Annotated in this window: 17 protein-coding genes and 1 tRNA gene; 15 read left to right on the top strand and 3 right to left on the bottom strand. The window is 74.3% G+C overall.

Features of this window, described 5'->3' with window-relative positions; all coding sequences use genetic code 11:
- The 11 genes from AC5L3Z_RS14320 to AC5L3Z_RS14270 all read left to right on the top strand — a co-directional run bounded on the left by AC5L3Z_RS14320 (position 1) and on the right by AC5L3Z_RS14270 (position 9729).
- The gene (locus tag AC5L3Z_RS14320) at positions 1–333 is read left to right on the top strand and encodes a PadR family transcriptional regulator (protein ID WP_334534062.1); all 333 of its coding nucleotides are present in this window, start codon (positions 1–3) and stop codon (positions 331–333) included.
- Positions 330–1412 (top strand): HAAS signaling domain-containing protein, encoded by a 1083-nt coding sequence (locus tag AC5L3Z_RS14315; protein WP_494842229.1) that lies wholly within the window; start codon positions 330–332, stop codon positions 1410–1412. Before AC5L3Z_RS14320 ends, AC5L3Z_RS14315 begins: the two co-directional genes overlap by 4 nt.
- Before the next feature lie 108 nt (positions 1413–1520).
- Complete coding sequence (locus AC5L3Z_RS14310; protein ID WP_494842227.1) at positions 1521–2132, top strand: LppU/SCO3897 family protein; 612 nt, start codon at positions 1521–1523, stop codon at positions 2130–2132.
- 202 nt (positions 2133–2334) lie between these two features.
- Positions 2335–3021 (top strand): dienelactone hydrolase family protein, encoded by a 687-nt coding sequence (locus tag AC5L3Z_RS14305; RefSeq protein ID WP_494842225.1) that lies wholly within the window; start codon positions 2335–2337, stop codon positions 3019–3021.
- 19 nt (positions 3022–3040) lie between these two features.
- On the top strand, positions 3041–3808 hold the full coding sequence (locus tag AC5L3Z_RS14300; protein ID WP_494842703.1) for a uracil-DNA glycosylase: 768 nt from the start codon (positions 3041–3043) through the stop codon (positions 3806–3808).
- Positions 3809–3828: 20 nt separating this feature from the next.
- Positions 3829–4572: a DUF4129 domain-containing protein gene (locus AC5L3Z_RS14295; RefSeq protein WP_494842701.1), complete on the top strand. Its 744-nt coding sequence runs from the start codon at positions 3829–3831 to the stop codon at positions 4570–4572.
- Between the two features lie 76 nt (positions 4573–4648).
- Positions 4649–5233, top strand: coding sequence for a hypothetical protein (locus tag AC5L3Z_RS14290; RefSeq protein ID WP_494842223.1), 585 nt, complete (start codon positions 4649–4651; stop codon positions 5231–5233).
- Entirely contained in the window at positions 5233–6240 is a 1008-nt protein-coding gene (locus AC5L3Z_RS14285) for an AAA family ATPase (protein ID WP_494842221.1), read from the top strand. Before AC5L3Z_RS14290 ends, AC5L3Z_RS14285 begins: the two co-directional genes overlap by 1 nt.
- Positions 6237–7610 (top strand): DUF58 domain-containing protein, encoded by a 1374-nt coding sequence (locus tag AC5L3Z_RS14280; RefSeq protein WP_494842699.1) that lies wholly within the window; start codon positions 6237–6239, stop codon positions 7608–7610. Before AC5L3Z_RS14285 ends, AC5L3Z_RS14280 begins: the two co-directional genes overlap by 4 nt.
- A 115-nt stretch (positions 7611–7725) precedes the next feature.
- A complete protein-coding gene (locus AC5L3Z_RS14275; protein ID WP_494842219.1) occupies positions 7726–8298 on the top strand; it encodes a hypothetical protein in 573 nt (190 codons plus the stop codon).
- 102 nt (positions 8299–8400) lie between these two features.
- Complete coding sequence (locus tag AC5L3Z_RS14270) at positions 8401–9729, top strand: NAD(P)/FAD-dependent oxidoreductase (RefSeq protein WP_494842217.1); 1329 nt, start codon at positions 8401–8403, stop codon at positions 9727–9729.
- Between the two features lie 87 nt (positions 9730–9816).
- Here the strand turns inward: AC5L3Z_RS14270 and AC5L3Z_RS14265 are convergent, their stop codons facing one another.
- Positions 9817–11652, bottom strand: a complete 1836-nt coding sequence (locus AC5L3Z_RS14265) for a hypothetical protein (RefSeq protein ID WP_494842215.1) — start codon at positions 11650–11652, stop codon at positions 9817–9819.
- A 102-nt stretch (positions 11653–11754) separates the two neighbouring features.
- Here AC5L3Z_RS14265 and AC5L3Z_RS14260 point away from each other — a divergent pair.
- The 4 genes from AC5L3Z_RS14260 (at position 11755) to AC5L3Z_RS14245 (ending at position 14015) form a co-directional block, all read left to right on the top strand.
- Positions 11755–11835: transfer RNA gene (locus tag AC5L3Z_RS14260), tRNA-Leu, on the top strand.
- 109 nt (positions 11836–11944) lie between these two features.
- Positions 11945–12766: a Bax inhibitor-1/YccA family protein gene (locus AC5L3Z_RS14255; RefSeq protein WP_494842213.1), complete on the top strand. Its 822-nt coding sequence runs from the start codon at positions 11945–11947 to the stop codon at positions 12764–12766.
- Positions 12767–12909: 143 nt separating this feature from the next.
- Positions 12910–13665, top strand: a complete 756-nt coding sequence (locus tag AC5L3Z_RS14250) for a Bax inhibitor-1/YccA family protein (RefSeq protein WP_494842211.1) — start codon at positions 12910–12912, stop codon at positions 13663–13665.
- A gap of 29 nt (positions 13666–13694) precedes the next feature.
- Positions 13695–14015 carry a hypothetical protein gene (locus AC5L3Z_RS14245; protein ID WP_494842209.1) on the top strand — a complete coding sequence of 107 codons (321 nt, stop codon included), beginning with the start codon at positions 13695–13697 and terminating at the stop codon, positions 14013–14015.
- A 4-nt stretch (positions 14016–14019) separates the two neighbouring features.
- On the opposite strand, the gene AC5L3Z_RS14240 is transcribed toward AC5L3Z_RS14245, so the two are convergent.
- Together AC5L3Z_RS14240 and AC5L3Z_RS14235 are read right to left on the bottom strand one after the other, a co-directional pair.
- Complete coding sequence (locus AC5L3Z_RS14240) at positions 14020–15519, bottom strand: CYTH and CHAD domain-containing protein (protein WP_494842207.1); 1500 nt, start codon at positions 15517–15519, stop codon at positions 14020–14022.
- A 40-nt stretch (positions 15520–15559) separates the two neighbouring features.
- Positions 15560–16822 carry an acetyl-CoA C-acetyltransferase gene (locus AC5L3Z_RS14235; protein WP_494842205.1) on the bottom strand — a complete coding sequence of 421 codons (1263 nt, stop codon included), beginning with the start codon at positions 16820–16822 and terminating at the stop codon, positions 15560–15562.
- Positions 16823–17103: the final 281 nt, after the last annotated feature.

Here is a 17103-nt window from a genome sequence, read left to right as displayed (position 1 = left end):
GTGGACACCACACAACTGCTCAAGGGTGTGCTCGACCTCGCCGTCCTCGCCGTGCTCCGGGAGGAGGACGGCTACGGCTACGACATCCTGCGCCGGCTCCGCGAGGCCGGCCTCGACGAGGTCGGCGACGCCTCGGTCTACGGCACGCTGCGCCGGCTCTTCGCCGCCGGCCTGCTCACCACGTACGTGGTGCCGAGCGAGTCCGGGCCGCACCGCAAGTACTACGCGTTGAACGCCGCCGGCCGGGACCAGTTGACCCGCTCCGGCAAGACCTGGCGCTCGTTCGCCACCACGATGGACAGACTGCTCGACGATCGGGGGATGGCGGCATGACCGTCACTGGGCAGGAGATCACGGATTACGTGGAGCGGGTCCGGGCCGCGCTGGCCGACCTGCCGCCCGAGGTCCGCGACGAGCTGACCGAGGACCTGCCGGAGCACCTCGCCGAGGTCGCCGCCGAGACCGACGGCTCGCTGGTGCAGCGGCTGGGCGAGCCGGAGGCCTACGCGGTCGAGCTGCGCGCCGCCGCCGGCGCGGGCCAGCCGGCCGGCCGCCGGCGCGGCCTGGACCGGCGGATCGACGCCGTCGCGGGCCGGCTGCGCGCCCGACTGTCCGGCGTCGACAGTCGGCTCGGCCCGATCCTCGGGTACGCCACGGCGAGCGAGTTCCTCCGGCTGCTCCGTCCGGCGTGGTGGGTGCTGCGCGGCTACCTCGCCGCCCTGCTGCTCACCGTGCTGACCGGTCAGCCGGTGGCCCTGATCCCGCAGGTGGACGGCAACGCGCTCGCTGGCCTCATGCTGCTGGTCGCGGCCGTGCTCGCCTCGGTCTGGCTCGGCCGCCACACCGGCGAGCTGGGTCGCTGGCAGCGTCGCCTGATGCACGCCGGCACCCTGGTGCTGGTCGTCTTCGCGCTGGCCGCCCTGGTCGACGTGGACGAGCGGGCCCGGTGGGAGTACGAGCACGGCTACGACCCGACCTCGGTGCAGAACCCGTACGACCAGGTGCAGGACGTCTTCGTCTACGACAGCGAGGGTCGGCTGGTGGAGAACGCCCGGCTCTTCGACCAGAACGGGGTGCCGATCCGACTCGGCTGGCCCACCTGCGTCGACCCGGTCCGCCCCGAGAACGGGGGCCCGGTGCGCCGCACCTACCCGTACTGCCCGGAGGAGGCGCCCTTCGGGCCGCGACCGCCGGCCCCGCCCGTCCCGGCCCCGCCCGTCCCGGCCCCGCCCGTCCCGGCCCCGACCGGCGCCGCGGCGACGCCGACGGGCCGCCCGTCCGAGTCCGTGGCGCCGACCGGCGGCGCTCCGGCGCCGGGTCCGGCGGTGCCGCTCACCCCGAGCTCGACCGCCGCCGCGCCGGGCGGGCCGGCCGCGCCGCCCGTCGGGCCCACGCCGGAGCCCACCCGGTGAGGATCGACACGGGGAAATGGCTGAACGGAGGAGGTCGGCGGGACAGCGCGTTTCGATCTTGATGGCTACGGTGTCGTCTCCCCGTTCACGCCATCGGAAGGAACCTCATTGTCCGAGCAGGTCGTATCGCCCCCCGCGCCGCAGACCGAGCAGCCCGGGCCGGGACCCGAGCAGCCCGGGTCGGCCGCAACGCCCGGGCAACCGGGGGCGGACGGCGCCGACGGGCCGGAGCCGGCCCGCGCCGACGAGCCGGCGGCGGATCACGGCGACGAGCCGGCGGATCACGGCGACGAGCCGGCGGCGGACGACGCCGACGAGCCGGTGGGCAGCGGAGCCCGGGTCGCGGCGGTCCTGGGCGTCGTCGCCGTGGTCGTCGCCCTGCTGGTCGTCGCCGGTCTCAAGTTCGGGGTCGGCGCGGCCGTCGACGAGCTGCTCCACCCCGACCGGGTCGGCACGGCCAAGGCCGGTGACTGCCTCACCGAGCTGCCCGAGGTCACCGGCGGGCAGGAGCGCTCGGTCCGCGACGTCAAGGTGGTCGGCTGCGCCTCCGGCGACGCGGTGTACAAGGTGGCCGGTCGGGTGGAGGACCAGACCGAGGCGCAGGCCCGGTCCGGCAAGGCGTGCGAGCGCTACCTGACGCCCACCCAGGACGCGTACGTCTTCTACAGCATCGAACCGGGGCGCACGGGTTACCTGCTCTGCCTGACCAGGAAGGCCTGACCGGCCGGACCACCACCGTCGGACGGCGGCGCGGGGAACACCCGCGCCGCCGTCGGTGTACCCGGGTTCACCATGCGGTGAACGGGAGGCATATGCCACTGCTCTCCCGTCTTCCCGGCGCGCTCACGGCGTGGCAGGCTACCGGCACGTAAGACCACTGGGCGACCAGCCAACGATGACTGACCGCTAGGAGGACGGGCACATGGGCGAGATGGTGAGCTTCACCGGCAACGGAGGAACCCGCGAGGGGTATCTCGCGATACCCTCCGGCGGTGCGGCCAGCCCGGCGGTCATCGTCATCCAGGACTGGTGGGGTCTGGTGCCCCACGTCCGGGCGGTGGCGGACCGCTTCGCCGAGGCGGGCTTCGTCGCCCTCGCCCCGGACTTCCGGCACGGCCAGCCGGCCAGCAAGCCGAGTGAGCCCCGGCAGATGCTGAACAGCGCGCAGATGGACGAGGCGGCGGCGGACATCGCCGTGGCGGCCGACTACCTCACCGGCCGCCCCGAGGTCACCGGCAAGGTCGGCTGCGCCGGGTTCTGCGCCGGCGCCAGCCTGGCCCTCTGGGCGGCCACCCGCTCCGAGCGGATCGTCGCCACCGCCGCCTTCTATCCCAGGCTGCCCTGGGAGGGGATGCGCCCCGAGTGGACCGACTACGCGGGCAAGGCCGCGGTCATCCACTGCTCCGAAGCCGACGGCCTCTCCGCCGCCGACGGCGTGCAGACCGTCCGCCGGGCCGTCGAGAACGCGGGCGGCACCTGCCAGACCTACGACTACCCGGGCACCGCGCACGCCTTCTTCAACGAGGACCGGCCGGAGAACTTCGACCAGCGTGCCGCCGCCACCGCCTGGGCCCGCACCCTCGAACTCTTCCGGGCCAAGCTTGGCTGAGGCCCGTACCCCCGACGAGGTGGTCGCCCGCGCCGCGCGGGCGACCGACCTGGCCGACCTCGACGGCGCGATCAGCGACTGCTTCGCCTGTCCGCGCCTGGTCGCCTGGCGGGAGGAGGTCGCCCGGACCCGGCGGGCGGCCTTCCGGGAGCAGGAGTACTGGGGTCGTCCGGTGCCCGGGTTCGGCGCCCCCGACAACCGGACCGGACCCGGCGGCTCGGGCGGACCGGCGCCGACGCCCGCCGCGGCCCCCCGGATCGCCCTCCTCGGCCTGGCCCCCGCGGCGCACGGCGGCAACCGCACCGGCCGGATCTTCACCGGTGACCGCTCGGGTGACGTGCTCTTCGCCGCGCTGCACCGCGCCGGCCTGGCCAACCAGCCGACCAGCGTCGCCGCCGACGACGGTCTCGCCCTGCGCGGCACCCGGATCTTCTCCGCCGTGCGGTGCGCGCCACCGGACAACAAGCCCACCCCGGCCGAGCGGGACACCTGCGCGCCCTGGCTGCACCGGGAGGTCGGCCTGATCCGCCCCACCCTGCGCGTCGTGGTCGCGCTGGGCGCCTTCGCCTGGGCCGCGTGGTGGCCGGTGCTGCGGGACGTCTACGGCGTCCGCCCGCCCAGCCCGCGACCGGTCTTCGGCCATGGGGCACACTGGTCCGGGACCGCCGCCCCCGACCTGCTCGGCTGCTACCACGTCAGCCAGCAGAACACGTTCACGGGGCGGCTGACACCAGGGATGCTGGACGACGTGTTCGCCCGGGCGAAGCTGCTCGCCGGGGTGGACTGAGGCTGCGTGGGGCGGTGGCAATGGACCTCGGCGTGCTGCGCAGGTGGTGGCCCGTCCTGGCGGTGACCGGCCTGCTCGCCGTCGCCGCCGTCGCGGCCGGGCACTCCTCGATCGGCGCCAGCCGCATCCCGCCGGCCTCCGACGCCATCCCGTACGTCCCGGAGTACCCCTCCGCCGAGCCGGCCCCGTCCATCCCGATCGAACCGGCGGAGTACGCGGAGGCGACCCAGGCGGACATTCCCCAGTGGATCGGCCAGGCCGCCGTCGTCCTGCTGGGCCTGGCGCTGCTGGTCGCCGTCGGCTACGTGGCCTGGACGATGCTGCGGGGTGCGCTGCGCCGGACCACCCGGGCCGTCCCGACCGAGCGGGCCCGGCGCACCGCCGAGGGGACCGCCCGGGACGTGGTCGCCGCCCTCGACGCCGGCCTGGTCGAGCTGGACGACCGGGACACCGATCCGCGGACCGCGGTGATCGCCTGCTGGGTACGCCTGGAGGAGGCCGCCACCGAGGCCGGGCTGTCGAGGCGGACCGGGGACACCCCGACCGACCTGGTCGGCCGGCTGCTCCGGGGCGATCCGGAGGCCGGGGTGCCCGCCATCGCCAGCGCCGACGTGCTGGCCGAGTTCGCCCACGTCTACCGCGAGGCCCGGTACGCCACCCACACCGTCGACGAACGGATGCGCGACCAGGCCCGGTCGGCGCTGCGCCGGCTGCGCGGTGAACTGACCGCCCTCGCCGCCGATCCGGCCGAGGTGTCGCCGTGACCGGGGGCCGCCGGCGCACCGGCGGGCCGGGTGCGGTGGCCCCGCGCGCCGACACCGGCCGTGGCAAGGTGTCGGCGTGAGCGAGCGGACCGGTCTGGACGACCTGTTCTCCTTCGAGGAGGAGGCGCCGCCCCGCACCGGTCGGGAGCGGGGTCGACGCCGGGCGGCGCTGCGGACCGTCGTCGTCGCCGCCGCAGTGACCGCGGTGGTCCTCGCCGGGCTGCGCGCGGTCGGCCTCCAGGTCTCCATCTGGATCGTGGTGGCCGGGGTGCTGGCGGTGCTCGCCGTGCGCCGGGTGACCGCCGCGCTCTCCCCACCGCCTCCGCCCCGGGGCGGGTACCGGGCGCCGGCCGGCGAGGAGCCCGGTACGTACAACTGGGGCGCCCGGGACGCGCTGCGGGCCGCCATCAACGGCTGGGAGGTGCCGTTGGACTGGTCGGGCAGCCGGCCCGAACGATTCAGCAAGGTGATCCTGCCGCGCCTGGCCGAGCTGGCCGACGAGCGGCTGCGCCAGCGTCACGGCCTCACCCGCGAGTCGGACCCGGCGCGCGCCCGCACGCTGCTGGGCGACCGGCTCTGGACCTTTCTCGACACGCCGCCCCGCCGCACCCCGTCGCCGCGCGACCTCGCGGCGATCGTCGCCGAACTGGAGAAGATCTGATGAACGACGTGGACCGCCGGATCGCCGCCACGGAGGTCGGCCACCTGGCCAGGGCGGTGCTGGACGCGGTCGGCACGGTCGTGGTCGGCAAGCGGGAGTCCCTCGAACTGGTCCTCGCCGGCATCCTGGCCGGCGGGCACGTGCTCCTGGAGGACCTCCCCGGGCTGGGCAAGACGCTCACCGCGCGCTCCTTCGCCCAAGCCCTCGGGCTGGACTTCCGCCGCCTCCAGTTCACCCCCGACCTGCTTCCCGCGGACGTCACCGGTTCGTTCCTCTACGACCAGCGCAGCGGTGACTTCTCCTTCCGCGCCGGCCCGCTCTTCACCAACCTGCTGCTCGCCGACGAGATCAACCGGACGCCGCCGAAGACCCAGTCGGCGCTGCTGGAGGCGATGCAGGAGAAGCAGGTCTCCGTCGAGGGCGTCACCTACCGCCTCGACGAGCCGTTCCACGTGCTCGCCACCGCCAACCCGATCGAGTACGAGGGCACGTACCCGCTGCCCGAGGCGCAGCTGGACCGGTTCCTGCTGCGGGTGTCGTTCGGCTACCCGCAGCGCGAGGAGGAGTGGGACGTGCTGCGCCGGCGGATGGCCCGGCGCCGCGAGGAGGCCGAGATCAAGCCGGTGGTCGACGCGGCCACCCTGCGGGCCATGCAGGCCGCGCTGGAGGACGTGGTGGTGGAGGACTCCGTCGGCCGGTACATCGTCGACCTGACCGCGGCCACCCGCGAGCACCCGTCGGTGCTGGTCGGCGCCTCCCCCCGCGGCTCGCTCGCGCTGCTGCTGCTCGCCCGCGTCAGGGCGGTCTTCGCCGGCCGGGACTACGTGGTGCCGGAGGACGTCAAGGAGGTGGCGGCGCCGGCGCTCGCGCACCGGATCACGCTGCGTCCGGAGATGTGGCTGCGCCGGGTGGATCCGTCCTTCGTGGTCGGTGAGGTGCTGGAGCAGACCCCCGCCCCGGCCAGCGGCGCGCTGCCCAGCCACGCGGCCGGCCGGTCCGGACGCTGACCGTGCCCACCGAGGAAGCGTCGGAGGCGGCGGGCTGGGCGCCCACCTGGGCGTTGGGCCGGGCGGTGCTGCTCACCGGCCTGCTGCTGATCGCCGCCGTGCTGATCGGCCGGGTGGACCTGGTCGTGCTGGCCACCCCGTTCGCGCTCGGCACCGCGTACGCGCTGCGTCGCCGGCCCACCTCCGCCCCGAGCCTGGAGATCCTCACCGGGGACGCGCAACTGGTCGAGGGGGGTGCGATGACCGCCTCGATCGGCGTGGGCAACCCGGACGCCGTCGGGTACGACGTGGCGGTCGTGCGTACCCGGATCTCGCCCTGGCTGCGGGTGGAGCGGGCCGGTTTCGGCGGCACCGCGGTGGACGTGAGCCGCTCCGGCGGCACCGACCGTCCCTTCGTCACCTCCCTGCCCACCCGGACCGCCGTCGACCTGGAACTCGCCGGCACGGCGCTGCGCTGGGGTCGGCACGGGATCGGCCCGGCCGGCGCCCGGGTCGCCGCCGCCGACGGCCTGCTGGTCTCCCGGGCCGTGGTCACCGAACCGGTGAAGGTGCGGGTGTATCCGAGGACCGAGCCGTTCGAGGCGGTGGAGGAGATGCCCCGGGCCGCCGGACTGGTCGGCGCGCACCGCTCGCGCCGGCCCGGCGAGGGCGGCGAACTGGCCGGGGTGCGTGTCTTCGGGCCGGGGGACCGGTTGCGGCGCATCGACTGGCGGGTGTCGCTGCGCGCCCGGCAGCTGCATGTGGCCGCCACCCTCTCCGACCGGGACGCCGAGGTGGTGGTCCTGCTGGACGTGCTCGCCGAGGCGGGCCGGCCCGGCGGGGTGAAGGGCACCGCGTCCGTGTTGGACACCACGGTCCGCGCCGCGGCGGCGATCGCCGAGCACTACCTGCACCGGGGCGACCGGGTGGCGATGCTGGAGTACGGCTCGGCGGCCCGCCGGCTGCGTCCGGCCACCGGACGGCGGCAGTACCTGACCGTCCTGGAGTGGCTGCTCGACGTACGGGCCGACGCCTCCGCGCACGAGCCGTACGACCAGGTCTTCGGTCCGCAGCTGCTCTCCGCGGACGCCCTGGTGGTGGTGCTCACCCCGCTGCTGGACGAGCGGTCGGCGCAGATGCTGGCCCGGCTGGCCCGGGGTGGACGGTTCGTGGTGGCGGTGGACACCCTGCCCACCGACCTCTCCCCGCCCGGTGACCGCGGCTGGGCGCCGGTGGCGTACCGGCTGTGGCGGCTGGACCGGGACACGATGATCGCCCAGCTCCGCGAGCACGGGGTGCCGGTGGTGCGCTGGGCCGGCGCGGGCAGCCTCGACCAGGTACTGCGGGACGTGGCCCGCCTGGCCACCGCCCCCCGGGTCGGTGGCCGGTGAGCGCGAGGAACGCAGCGCAGCGGAGTCCCGCAGTCGCGAACCAAAGGCAGGCTCCGGTGAGCGCGAGGAACGCAGCGCAGCGGAGTCCCGCAGTCGCGATCGGAGGGAGGCTCGGATGAGCGATCTGGTCGGGCAGGTCGCCGAGCGGGGTCGGGCGCTTCGCGTGGCGGTGAACCGGGTGAGCCTCACCCCGCTGCTGCTGCGCGCCGGCATCTTCGCCGTGGTGCTGGCCGGGCTGCTGCTGGCGTACCCGGTCGAGATGTTCAGCGCGCGGTCGCTGCTGGCGTGGGCCGTGGTGGCGCTGCTGCCGGCGGTCGGGCCGCGTCGGGTCTGGCCCACCTTCGCCGCGCTCGTCACCGTCGGGGGCTGGGTGGTCGCCTCGGCCGGTTACGACCGGTCCATCACGCTGTGGCGGTTGCTCGCTGTGGCGGCCCTGCTCTACCTCGGACACACCCTCTGCGCGCTGGCGGCGCTGCTGCCCTACGACGGCGTCGTCGACCCGAATCTGCTGGTGAGCTGGCTCACTCGGGCCGGCGCGGTGGTCCTCGCCGCGTCGGTGGTCGGCATCGTGCTGGCCTGGCTGGGGGAGATCGGCACCGATGACGGTTTCCAGGCCGCCACGGTGGCCGGACTGCTGGTGGCGGTGGGGTTGAGCGGGCTACTGGGCTGGCTCCTGCGTCGCAGATAGCGGGGCGCTGTAGGACGTTGCGCAGGTCACAGGGGTTGTGCTCCGTCACAGAAGAGGGTCTCGAGCGGGATTACCCCAGCCGCCCGGGGAAAGATAGATGACGTGAATCCGAAGCGGATCCTTGTCGTGGGTGCCGGGCACGTCGGCCTGTACGCCGCTCTGCGCCTGTCCAAGAAGCTGAGCTCCCGTGAGGCCGAGGTCGTGGTCGTCGACCCGCAGCCGCACATGACCTACCAGCCGTTCCTCCCCGAGGCTGCGGCGGGCAACATCTCGCCCCGGCACTCCGTGGTGCCGCTGCGGCGGGAACTGCGCAGGTGCAAGGTCGTGGCGGGTGCGGTGACGCGGATCGACCACGACCGCAAGATCGCCGTGGTGCAGCCGCTCAGCGGCCCCGCCCGGGAGATCCCGTACGACCACGTGATCGTGGCGCCGGGTTCGGTCTCCCGGACGCTGCCGATCCCGGGCCTGCACGAGCACGGCATCGGGTTCAAGACCATCGGCGAGGCGATCTACCTGCGCAACCACGTGCTGGACCGGCTCGACGTGGCGGCCTCCACGGCCGACCCGAACGTCCGCCGCTCGGCGCTGACCTTCACCTTCGTCGGAGGTGGGTACGCCGGCATCGAGGCGCTCGCCGAGATGGAGGACATGGCCCGGGACGCGCTGAGGTACTACCCGGAGCTCAAGCCGGAGGACATGCGCTGGGTGCTGGTCGAGGCGACCCAGCGGGTGCTCCCCGAGGTCGACCGGGACATGGGCGCCTACACCGTGCAGCAGCTGCTCAAGCGGAACATGGACATCCGGCTGGACACCCGGCTGGAGTCCTGCGTCGACGGGGTGGTCAAGCTCTCCGACGGTGACAGCTTCCAGTCCGACACCATCGTCTGGACCGCCGGGGTGAAGCCGTCGCCGATGCTCGACGCGACGGACTTCCCGCGCGACGAGCGCCGACGGGTCACCTGCCTGCCGACCCTCCAGGTCGTCGACGGCGACCGGGTCATCGAGGGCGCCTGGAGCGCCGGCGACTGCGCCGCCGTGCCGGACCTGACCAAGGAGCCGGGCAACTACTGCTCGCCGAGCGCCCAGCACGCGGTGCGCCAGGCCGCCCGGATGGCCGACAACATCGCCAACGTGATCCGCGGTCGCGAGCCGGTCGACTACAAGCACAAGCACGCGGGCAGCGTGGCCAGCCTCGGCCTGCACAAGGGCGTCGCCCAGGTGTACGGCGTGAAGATGACCGGCTGGCCGGCGTGGTTCATGCACCGGACGTACCACATGAGCCGGATCCCCTCGGTCAACCGCAAGGTCCGGGTCGTGGTCGACTGGTCGCTGGCCTTCTTCCTCAAGCGTGAGGTGGTCGCCCTCGGGCAGCTGCACGACCCGCGTGAGGAGTTCGTCGAGGCCTCCCAGCCCGTCGGACCGCGCGTCTGACCGATCGACGAAGGGCCCCCGGCCGACGCCTCGCGTCCGGCCGGGGGCCCTCTTCGATGGTCCGGTCGCGTCGCCGGGGCGCGCGGGTCAGACCCGCCAGGTCCACGCGTCGGCGATCCGGGTGCCCGGACCGTAGAGCTGCACCAGCGTGCGCCGCAGGCTCTCCGCGTGCGGCGCGGTGTCCGCGACCGCCACGCAGGAGGCGCCCCAGAAGTCGGCGTCCTGCCGGGCCTGCCGCCGCTGCTCCTCGCCGATCACCGGCTCGTCGCCCCGCCTGGCGACATCGGCCAGCAGCGCCGAGGTGGGTTGCTTGAAGGTGCCCATCGCGGCGCTGCCGCCCCGGCCGTACGGGCCGATGAAGAACCCCTCCGGGATGCCGAACGCGGCGTCGGCCGCCGCCGCCCAGCCCATCGGCCAGGGCTCCTTCGGCGTGGCCGCCGGCACCGGCACCAGCACCCCACCGGTGGGCACGCACTCCCGCCAGTGACCGCCGGTGACGAACTCGGGCAGCGGCGCGCGGTCGGCGGTCGGCAGCGGCACCGGGAAGACGGTGAGCAGGGCCGCGCCGACGGCGGCCGGGACGAGCCGGCGGGCCCGCCCGGTGTCGCGCAGCGCCCGGTCCACCGCGAGGACCAGCAGCGTGCCGGTCAGTGGGAGCAGGGCCAGCGCGAACCGCATCGGCAGCGCGCCGTCGATCACCGGCAGGCCGGCCAGCAGGGCGTACGGCCCGGGCACGGCGCTGCGCGCACCGTCGAGCACCACCTGGGGGCCGAGGGAGAGCGCGCCCATCACCAGCGCCGCGCCGGTCACGGCGATGACCAGCGGACGGCGTCCCAGCCAGAGCGCGCAGCCGACGGCGACCACCAGCAGCGGCAGGCCGAGGAAGGTGTTGTACTCGGCGGGCCCGGTGGTGAGCCGGGCCGACGAGTCGCTGCCCACCACCGACAGCGGCGAGATGGTCCACCAGCTGCGCAGGTCCGCCGAGAAGTAGTGCGGGCTGAACATGCCGTCGGCGACGCCCTGCGGCCCGGCGAACTGGAACCACAGCGGGTAGCCGAGCACGACGAGGGCCAGTCCGGTGGCGAGCGTCATCCCGCCGGCGAAGCCGGGCAGCGCCCGTCGCAGCAGCGCCCGGTCGGTCAGCGCGTACGCCACGGTCATCACCAGCAGGGTGAGCGCGGTGAGGAAGAGCACCTCCTCGCCGACGAAGACCTGGACGCTGACGGCGGCGGCCAGCCCGGCGGCCGAGGTGACGATCCGGCGGCGGTCCGGCGCGTCGAGCGATCCGGGGCCGGGGTCGGCGGCGCGGAGCAGCCGGACCACCAGCCACACGATCACCGGCACCAGCCACTGCGCGGTCATGTGCAGGTGGCTGTTGCTCTGCGAGACCATCCCCGGGCCGAAGCCGCAGAGCCCGGCGCCGAGGGCGGCGGCGAGCCGCCGCGCCCGCAGCGTACGGGTGAAGAGCAGGTACCAGGCGATCGCGGTGCCGGCCAGGTTCAGCCCGGCCAGCAGGGCGAAGGTCACCGGCGCGCCGAAGAGCAGGGTGACCGGGGCGAAGAGCACCCCGAGCGCGATGACCGTGGTGTTGGTCATCAGGTTGACTCCGTCGGGCGCGTTGAGCCGCTCGGTGAGCAGGCCGAAGTCGCCGAGCAGCGCGCGCGAGTCGACCGCCAGGAACCACTCGTAGAGGGTCTGGTCCGCCGGGTTGAGCGCCAGCACCCGCCCGGTCGGGTCGGGCCAGAGCCCGTGGGTGAGCCACCCGGCGAGCAGCAGGAAGAGCACCCCGACGAGCAGGTCGGCGCGGTTGCCGAGGGTGGACTCCGGCCACCGGGCCGGTCGGGATCCGGGTGTGGCCGGCTCGGCGAGGCCGACAGCCAGGTCGGGGTCGGCGTCGGACGCCGTACGGGCTGGGCTGGTCACGGCCTCGACCCTAGTGCGGCACTTCCGGCGGGGTACGTCGGGTCGCCGAGGAACGGCTACGGTGACACTGCACCGCCGCGTGTCGGCACGCGGGTGCCACCCGCCCGGGTGGTGGAACGGCAGACACGGCCGCCTTAAAAGCGGCTGCCGCAAGGCGTGCGGGTTCGACCCCCGCCCCGGGCACCCACACTCTCAGCTTTCCCACAGCTCGCCGCGCGGCGCGCGGTGGACAGGCCGTTTACGCTTGGAGGGCACGCTACGCGTGCGACGACCCCCTGAGGGAGGCCTGACAGTGAAGACTTCGAACCCGGTGCTCGCCCGGCTCGGCCAAGCGGCCGAGCGGGAGCGGTCCGCCGGGTACGCCCAGCCCGGGCCGTACGGTTACGGACAGCCCGGAGTTCCCCAGCAGTACCCGGGGCAGCCCGGCTTCCCGGCCGCCCCCACGGTCTCCGGGACCATGTCGATCGACGACGTGGTGGTCAAGACCGTCGCCCTCCTGGGCATCCTCGGTGTCTCCGCCGCGGCCGCCTGGGTGCTGGTCCCGGACGCGCTCCTCGGTCCGGCGTGGATCGGCGCGGCGATGGTCGGCCTGGTGCTCGGCCTGATCATCTCGTTCTCCCGGATGGCGAACCCGGCGCTGGTCATCGCCTACGCCATCGTCGAGGGCGCCTTCGTGGGCCTGGTCAGCAAGGCATACGAGGCGCGCTTCGACGGCATCGTCCTCCAAGCCGTGGTGGCCACCTTCGGCGTCTTCTTCGTGATGACGATGCTCTACAAGGCGCGGGTCATCCGGGCGACGCCGAAGTTCGTCAAGGGCATGATCGCCGTGATGGCCGGTCTCTTCGGCGTCATGCTGATCAACCTCGTGCTCGCCCTCTTCGGCTTCAGCACCGGCCTGCGTGACGCCACTCCGCTCGGCATCGGCTTCAGCCTGATCTGCATCGTGGTCGCCTCGCTCAGCTTCGTGCTCAGCTTCAAGGAGGTCGAGGACGGCGTGCGGATGGGCCTGCCGCAGCGCTACTCCTGGACCGCCGCGTTCGGCATCGTGGTGAGCCTGGTCTGGCTCTACCTGGAGCTGCTCCGGCTGATCAGCTACTTCCAGGGCGACGACTGACCGTCGCCGCCCCTCGGCGCCCGCCACCGCTTCCCGCGGCGGCGGGCGCTGTCGTGTCCGGGCCCGCCCCGGCCGTTTCCCCGCCGCCGCCGGGCCGTCCGGGGCAGAGTGACAGCAGGGGTACGCCGGCGAGGAGGTGACGGATGCGCAGCGCCAACCCGGTACTGGACCGGCTGGACGACACCAGCCGGGGGCACCGGCTGCCCGGCGCCGGCGGCGTGGAGGCGGTGACCGTCGACGACGTGGTCGTGCGTACCGTCGGGCTGCTGCTGCTCACCGGCGTGACCGCGGCGGTGGCCTGGGTGGTGGTGCCGCAGGCGGCGTGGGTCTCCGCGGCGCTCGCCGGCACCGCGCTGGCCGGCGTGGCGCTGGTCCTGGTGATCTCGTTGCGCGGCATCACCCACCCGGCGCCGATCATCGGGTACGCGCTGCTCCAGGGGCTGCTGCTCGGGGTGGCCAGCCGGGCGTTCGAGCTGGTCTACCCCGGCATCGTCGCCCAGGCGGTGGTCGGCACGTTCGGCGTCTTCCTCGGCATGGCGCTGCTCTACCGGGCCCGGCTGATCCGGGCCACCCCGCGGCTGGCCCGGCTGGTGATCGGCACGCTGATCGGGATCCTCGCCATCAGCCTGGTCAACCTGGCCTTCCGGTTGTTCACCGGCCGGCAGGGCGTCGAGGTCTACAGCCTCAGCGGCCAGGTCGGGTGGCTGCCGTACCTCTTCTCCGGGGTGGCGATCATCGCCGGCGCGCTCAGCTTCATCCTCGACTTCGACCAGGTGGAGCGGTCGGTCCGCGGTGGCCTGCCCCGCCGGTACGCCTGGCTCTGCGCCTTCGGGCTGCTGACCGGGCTGGTCTTCCTGTACTGGCAGATCCTGCGCCTGCTCAGCTACCTGCGGCGGTGAGCGGAGCGGCGTCCGTAGACTCGGCGGCGATGAGCGCAACGGAGTTGGACCGGGCGGTGGGGCTGCTGGTCGGTCAGGTCGGGCACTGGCAGCAGCCACGCTGGGCGGCGGTGGCGACGGGCGGCAACGTCTCCCGCGCCGACCTGGTGCACCGGCTGGTGCAGGAGCTCGCGAACCTGGCCGCCGACGCCGAGGGCGGGCCGCGCCGGACCGTACCCCGGTTGGACAACGACCTGGCGCTGCCCGACCAGCTCCGGGTGGTCGCGGCCGACCTGGTGGCGGCCGGGCCGCCGGAGGCGGTGCTGGCCGGTGCGGCCGCCGAGGTGATGGCGACCCGCGCGGCGCTCTGACCGCTCACCCCTTCAGCCAGCGCCGCACCTTCGGCCGCCGGGCCCGGTCCCGGGCGGCGGCGACGGCCCGCACGTCCCGGTCCGCCGCCGCGGCCTGCCGCGCGTGCAGCAGCCCGTAGGTGAAGGTGTTCTCACCGTCGGCGTACGCCCGGAGCGCCTGCCGGCGCAGCACCTCGCGGGTGATCACCGAGTCCTGGTGCGCGCCGAGCAGCCGCTGGAGTTCCTTCAGCCGCCGCGCCAGTCGGACGGCGGGCTTCCCGGCCGTCGGCCGGCGCACCTCGACGGCGTACCGCGCGGCCTTGTAGGCCTTCCGCGCCTCGTGCAGCGCGACGTCCTCCGCGCCGGAGTCGGCCATCGGCCGCGCCGCCAGGGCGCGGTCCAGCCGCTCGTCCGCCCGGCTCACCGCCCGGCGCACCCGGCGGGTCACCCAGCGTGGGCCGACGGTCCGCGCGGGCGGCCCTTCGAGCAGCCGGTCCAGCCCGGTCAGCAGGTCGATGTACCGGTCGGAGTCGAGCGCCTCGCGCAACCCGCCGAGGGCGGCGGCTACGTCCCCGACGAACCGTTCGGTGATCCGCGCCGGGACCGGGCCGAGCACCAGCTCGGCGGGTTCGGCGTGCACGGCGTCGGTGAGCCGGGCGGCCATCACCTGGGCGTCGCGGACCGGCCCGAGCCGGCGGCCGAGCCAACGGAGTTCCCCACGCAGCGCCCGGCTCGCCCGCCGGTCCCAGAGACCGCGGAACGTCCGCAGGGTCGCCCGGAGCCGGCGGGCGGCGACGCGCATGTCGTGCACGGCGTCCTCGTCACCGAGCCGGGCCCCCGGGTGGTTCGCGATCAGCGCGTCGCGCTGGGCGAGGGCGTAGTCCACGACGGGCGCCACGGCCGGGGCGGTCGACCCGGCCCCGGTGGCGGCCAGCCGGGCGGCGAGGGCGCGGTGCGACTTGGAGACGGTGACCGGTCGGGCGCCCGCCTCGCGCAGCCGCGACTCCACGGCGTCGAGCAGGTCGTCGTCGCCGTCGACCAGCTCGACCTCGATCTCCCGCCACTGCTGGACCTCGCCGGTGACCAGGTCCCGTCCCTCGACGGTGTCCTCGACGACCTCGGCGAGCACCCGGTCCCGCGCGTCGAGCAGCCGACGCTCCACGCGGTGGTTGGTGATCCGGGCCGCGGGCCCGACCGGCGCGCCCCGGGCGGCGGCCCGGAACAGCCCGACCAGCTCGGCCGGCGGGTCGAGGTCGTCCGGCCCGGCCGGAAACTGGTGTTCGGTGCGGGCGCCGCCGGCCGCGCCGACCTTGAGGTGCCAACCCGCGTCGTGCCCGCCGGTCCGCCGGCGCAGCGCGTACCCGCTGCGGGCCAGCCGCAGGTCGGCGGTGTCCAGATAGACCGCGTCCAGGTCGAGGGCGGTGGCGTCCGACACGGTCGTGACGCCACCGCACCCCGTCAGGTCCGGCAGGACGAACCCCTCGCCGCCGGAGTACTTGCGTTCCCGCTCCACCACCGTCGCCATGACGGTCCGGTACCCGGGGACCGGACCGGCGAACCGGTGCTCAGCTGAGCCGCTCCAGCACCATCGCCATGCCCTGGCCGCCGCCGACGCACATGGTCTCCAGACCGATGGTCTTGTCGTGCCACTCCAGCGAGTTGAGCAGGGTGCCGGTGATCCGGGCGCCGGTCATGCCGAACGGGTGCCCGACGGCGATCGCGCCACCCATCACGTTCACCTTCTCCTCCGGGATGCCCAGCTGCCGGTAGGAGGGGATGACCTGGGCCGCGAACGCCTCGTTGATCTCGACCAGGTCCACGTCGTCGACCGTCATGCCGGCCCGCGCCAGCGCCTGCTTCGACGCCTCGACCGGGCCGAGCCCCATGATCTCGGGGGAGAGGGCGGTGACGCCGGTGGAGACGATCCGGGCCAACGGGGTGAGCCCGAGGTCCTTCGCCCGCTGGGCGCTCATCACCACCACGGCCGCGGCGCCGTCGTTGAGCGGGCAGCAGTTGCCGGCGGTGATCCGGCCGTCCGGACGGAAGACCGGCTTCAGGCCGGCGACCGCCTCCAGGGTCACGCCGGCCCGGGGGCCGTCGTCGGTGCTGACGACCGTACCGTCGGGCGTGGTGACCGGGGTGATCTCACGGGCCCAGAAGCCGTCGGCGATCGCCTTCTCGGCGAGGTTCTGGCTCCGGACGCCGAACGCGTCCATGTCCTCGCGGGTCACGTCGTGGATCTGGGCCAGGTTCTCCGCGGTCTGCCCCATGGCCAGGTAGATGTCGGGAAGCTGGCCGGCCTCCCGCGGGTCGGTCCACACCTCGGCGCCACCCTGCGCGCGGCTCTCCGACCGGGCCCGGGCCTCGGCGAAGCGCGGGTTCTCCCAGCCCCCGCCGACCAGCGCCTGCGCCTCCGGCGGCAGCGCGTCGGAGTTGCCCCGGGCGTACCGGGAGACCATCTCCACCCCGGCGGAGATGAAGACGTCGCCCTCGCCGGCCCGGATCGCGTGCATCGCCATCCGGGTGGTCTGCAACGACGAGGCGCAGTACCGGGTCAGCGTGGCGCCGGGCAGGCCGTCCAGGCCCATCAGGGTGGCGACCACCCGGGCCATGTTGAAGCCCTGCTCACCACCGGGCAGGCCGCACCCGAGGTACATGTCGTCGATCTGGGACGGGTCGAGCTGGGGAACCTTGTCCAGGGCGGCCTGGACGATCGTGGCGGCGAGATCGTCCGGACGGACCTCGCGCAGCGAACCCTTGAACGCGCGGCCGATGGGGGACCGGGCGGTGGCGACGATGACAGCGTCGCGGGACGACTCAATCGGCATGAACCAACGTTAACTCGCCGGTAACTTGGGGCGGAAGGAGCCCGAGCGACGGGAAATGTCACCCCGGCGGGAACAGTGCGCGCAATCCCCGCGCGGTGTCCCCGCCCATCGGCCTCCGCGCCGCGCGCCGTCCGTGGCCGCGTGCGGTCCCTCGCCCGCCCCCCATGATCGCGCTGGATCCAGGATGTAGTGGCTTCCTCGCAGCTTGGGCTCAAGTGGTTGTTGCAACGGGGTGGATTCTCGTGAGGATGGGGATTCATGCCGGGGAAGCGGTTGTCGTC

Source organism: Micromonospora sp. LZ37, from assembly GCF_059359015.1.
Note: the sequence above shows the minus strand (reverse complement) of the source record. Positions and strands in the feature narration are given on the sequence as shown.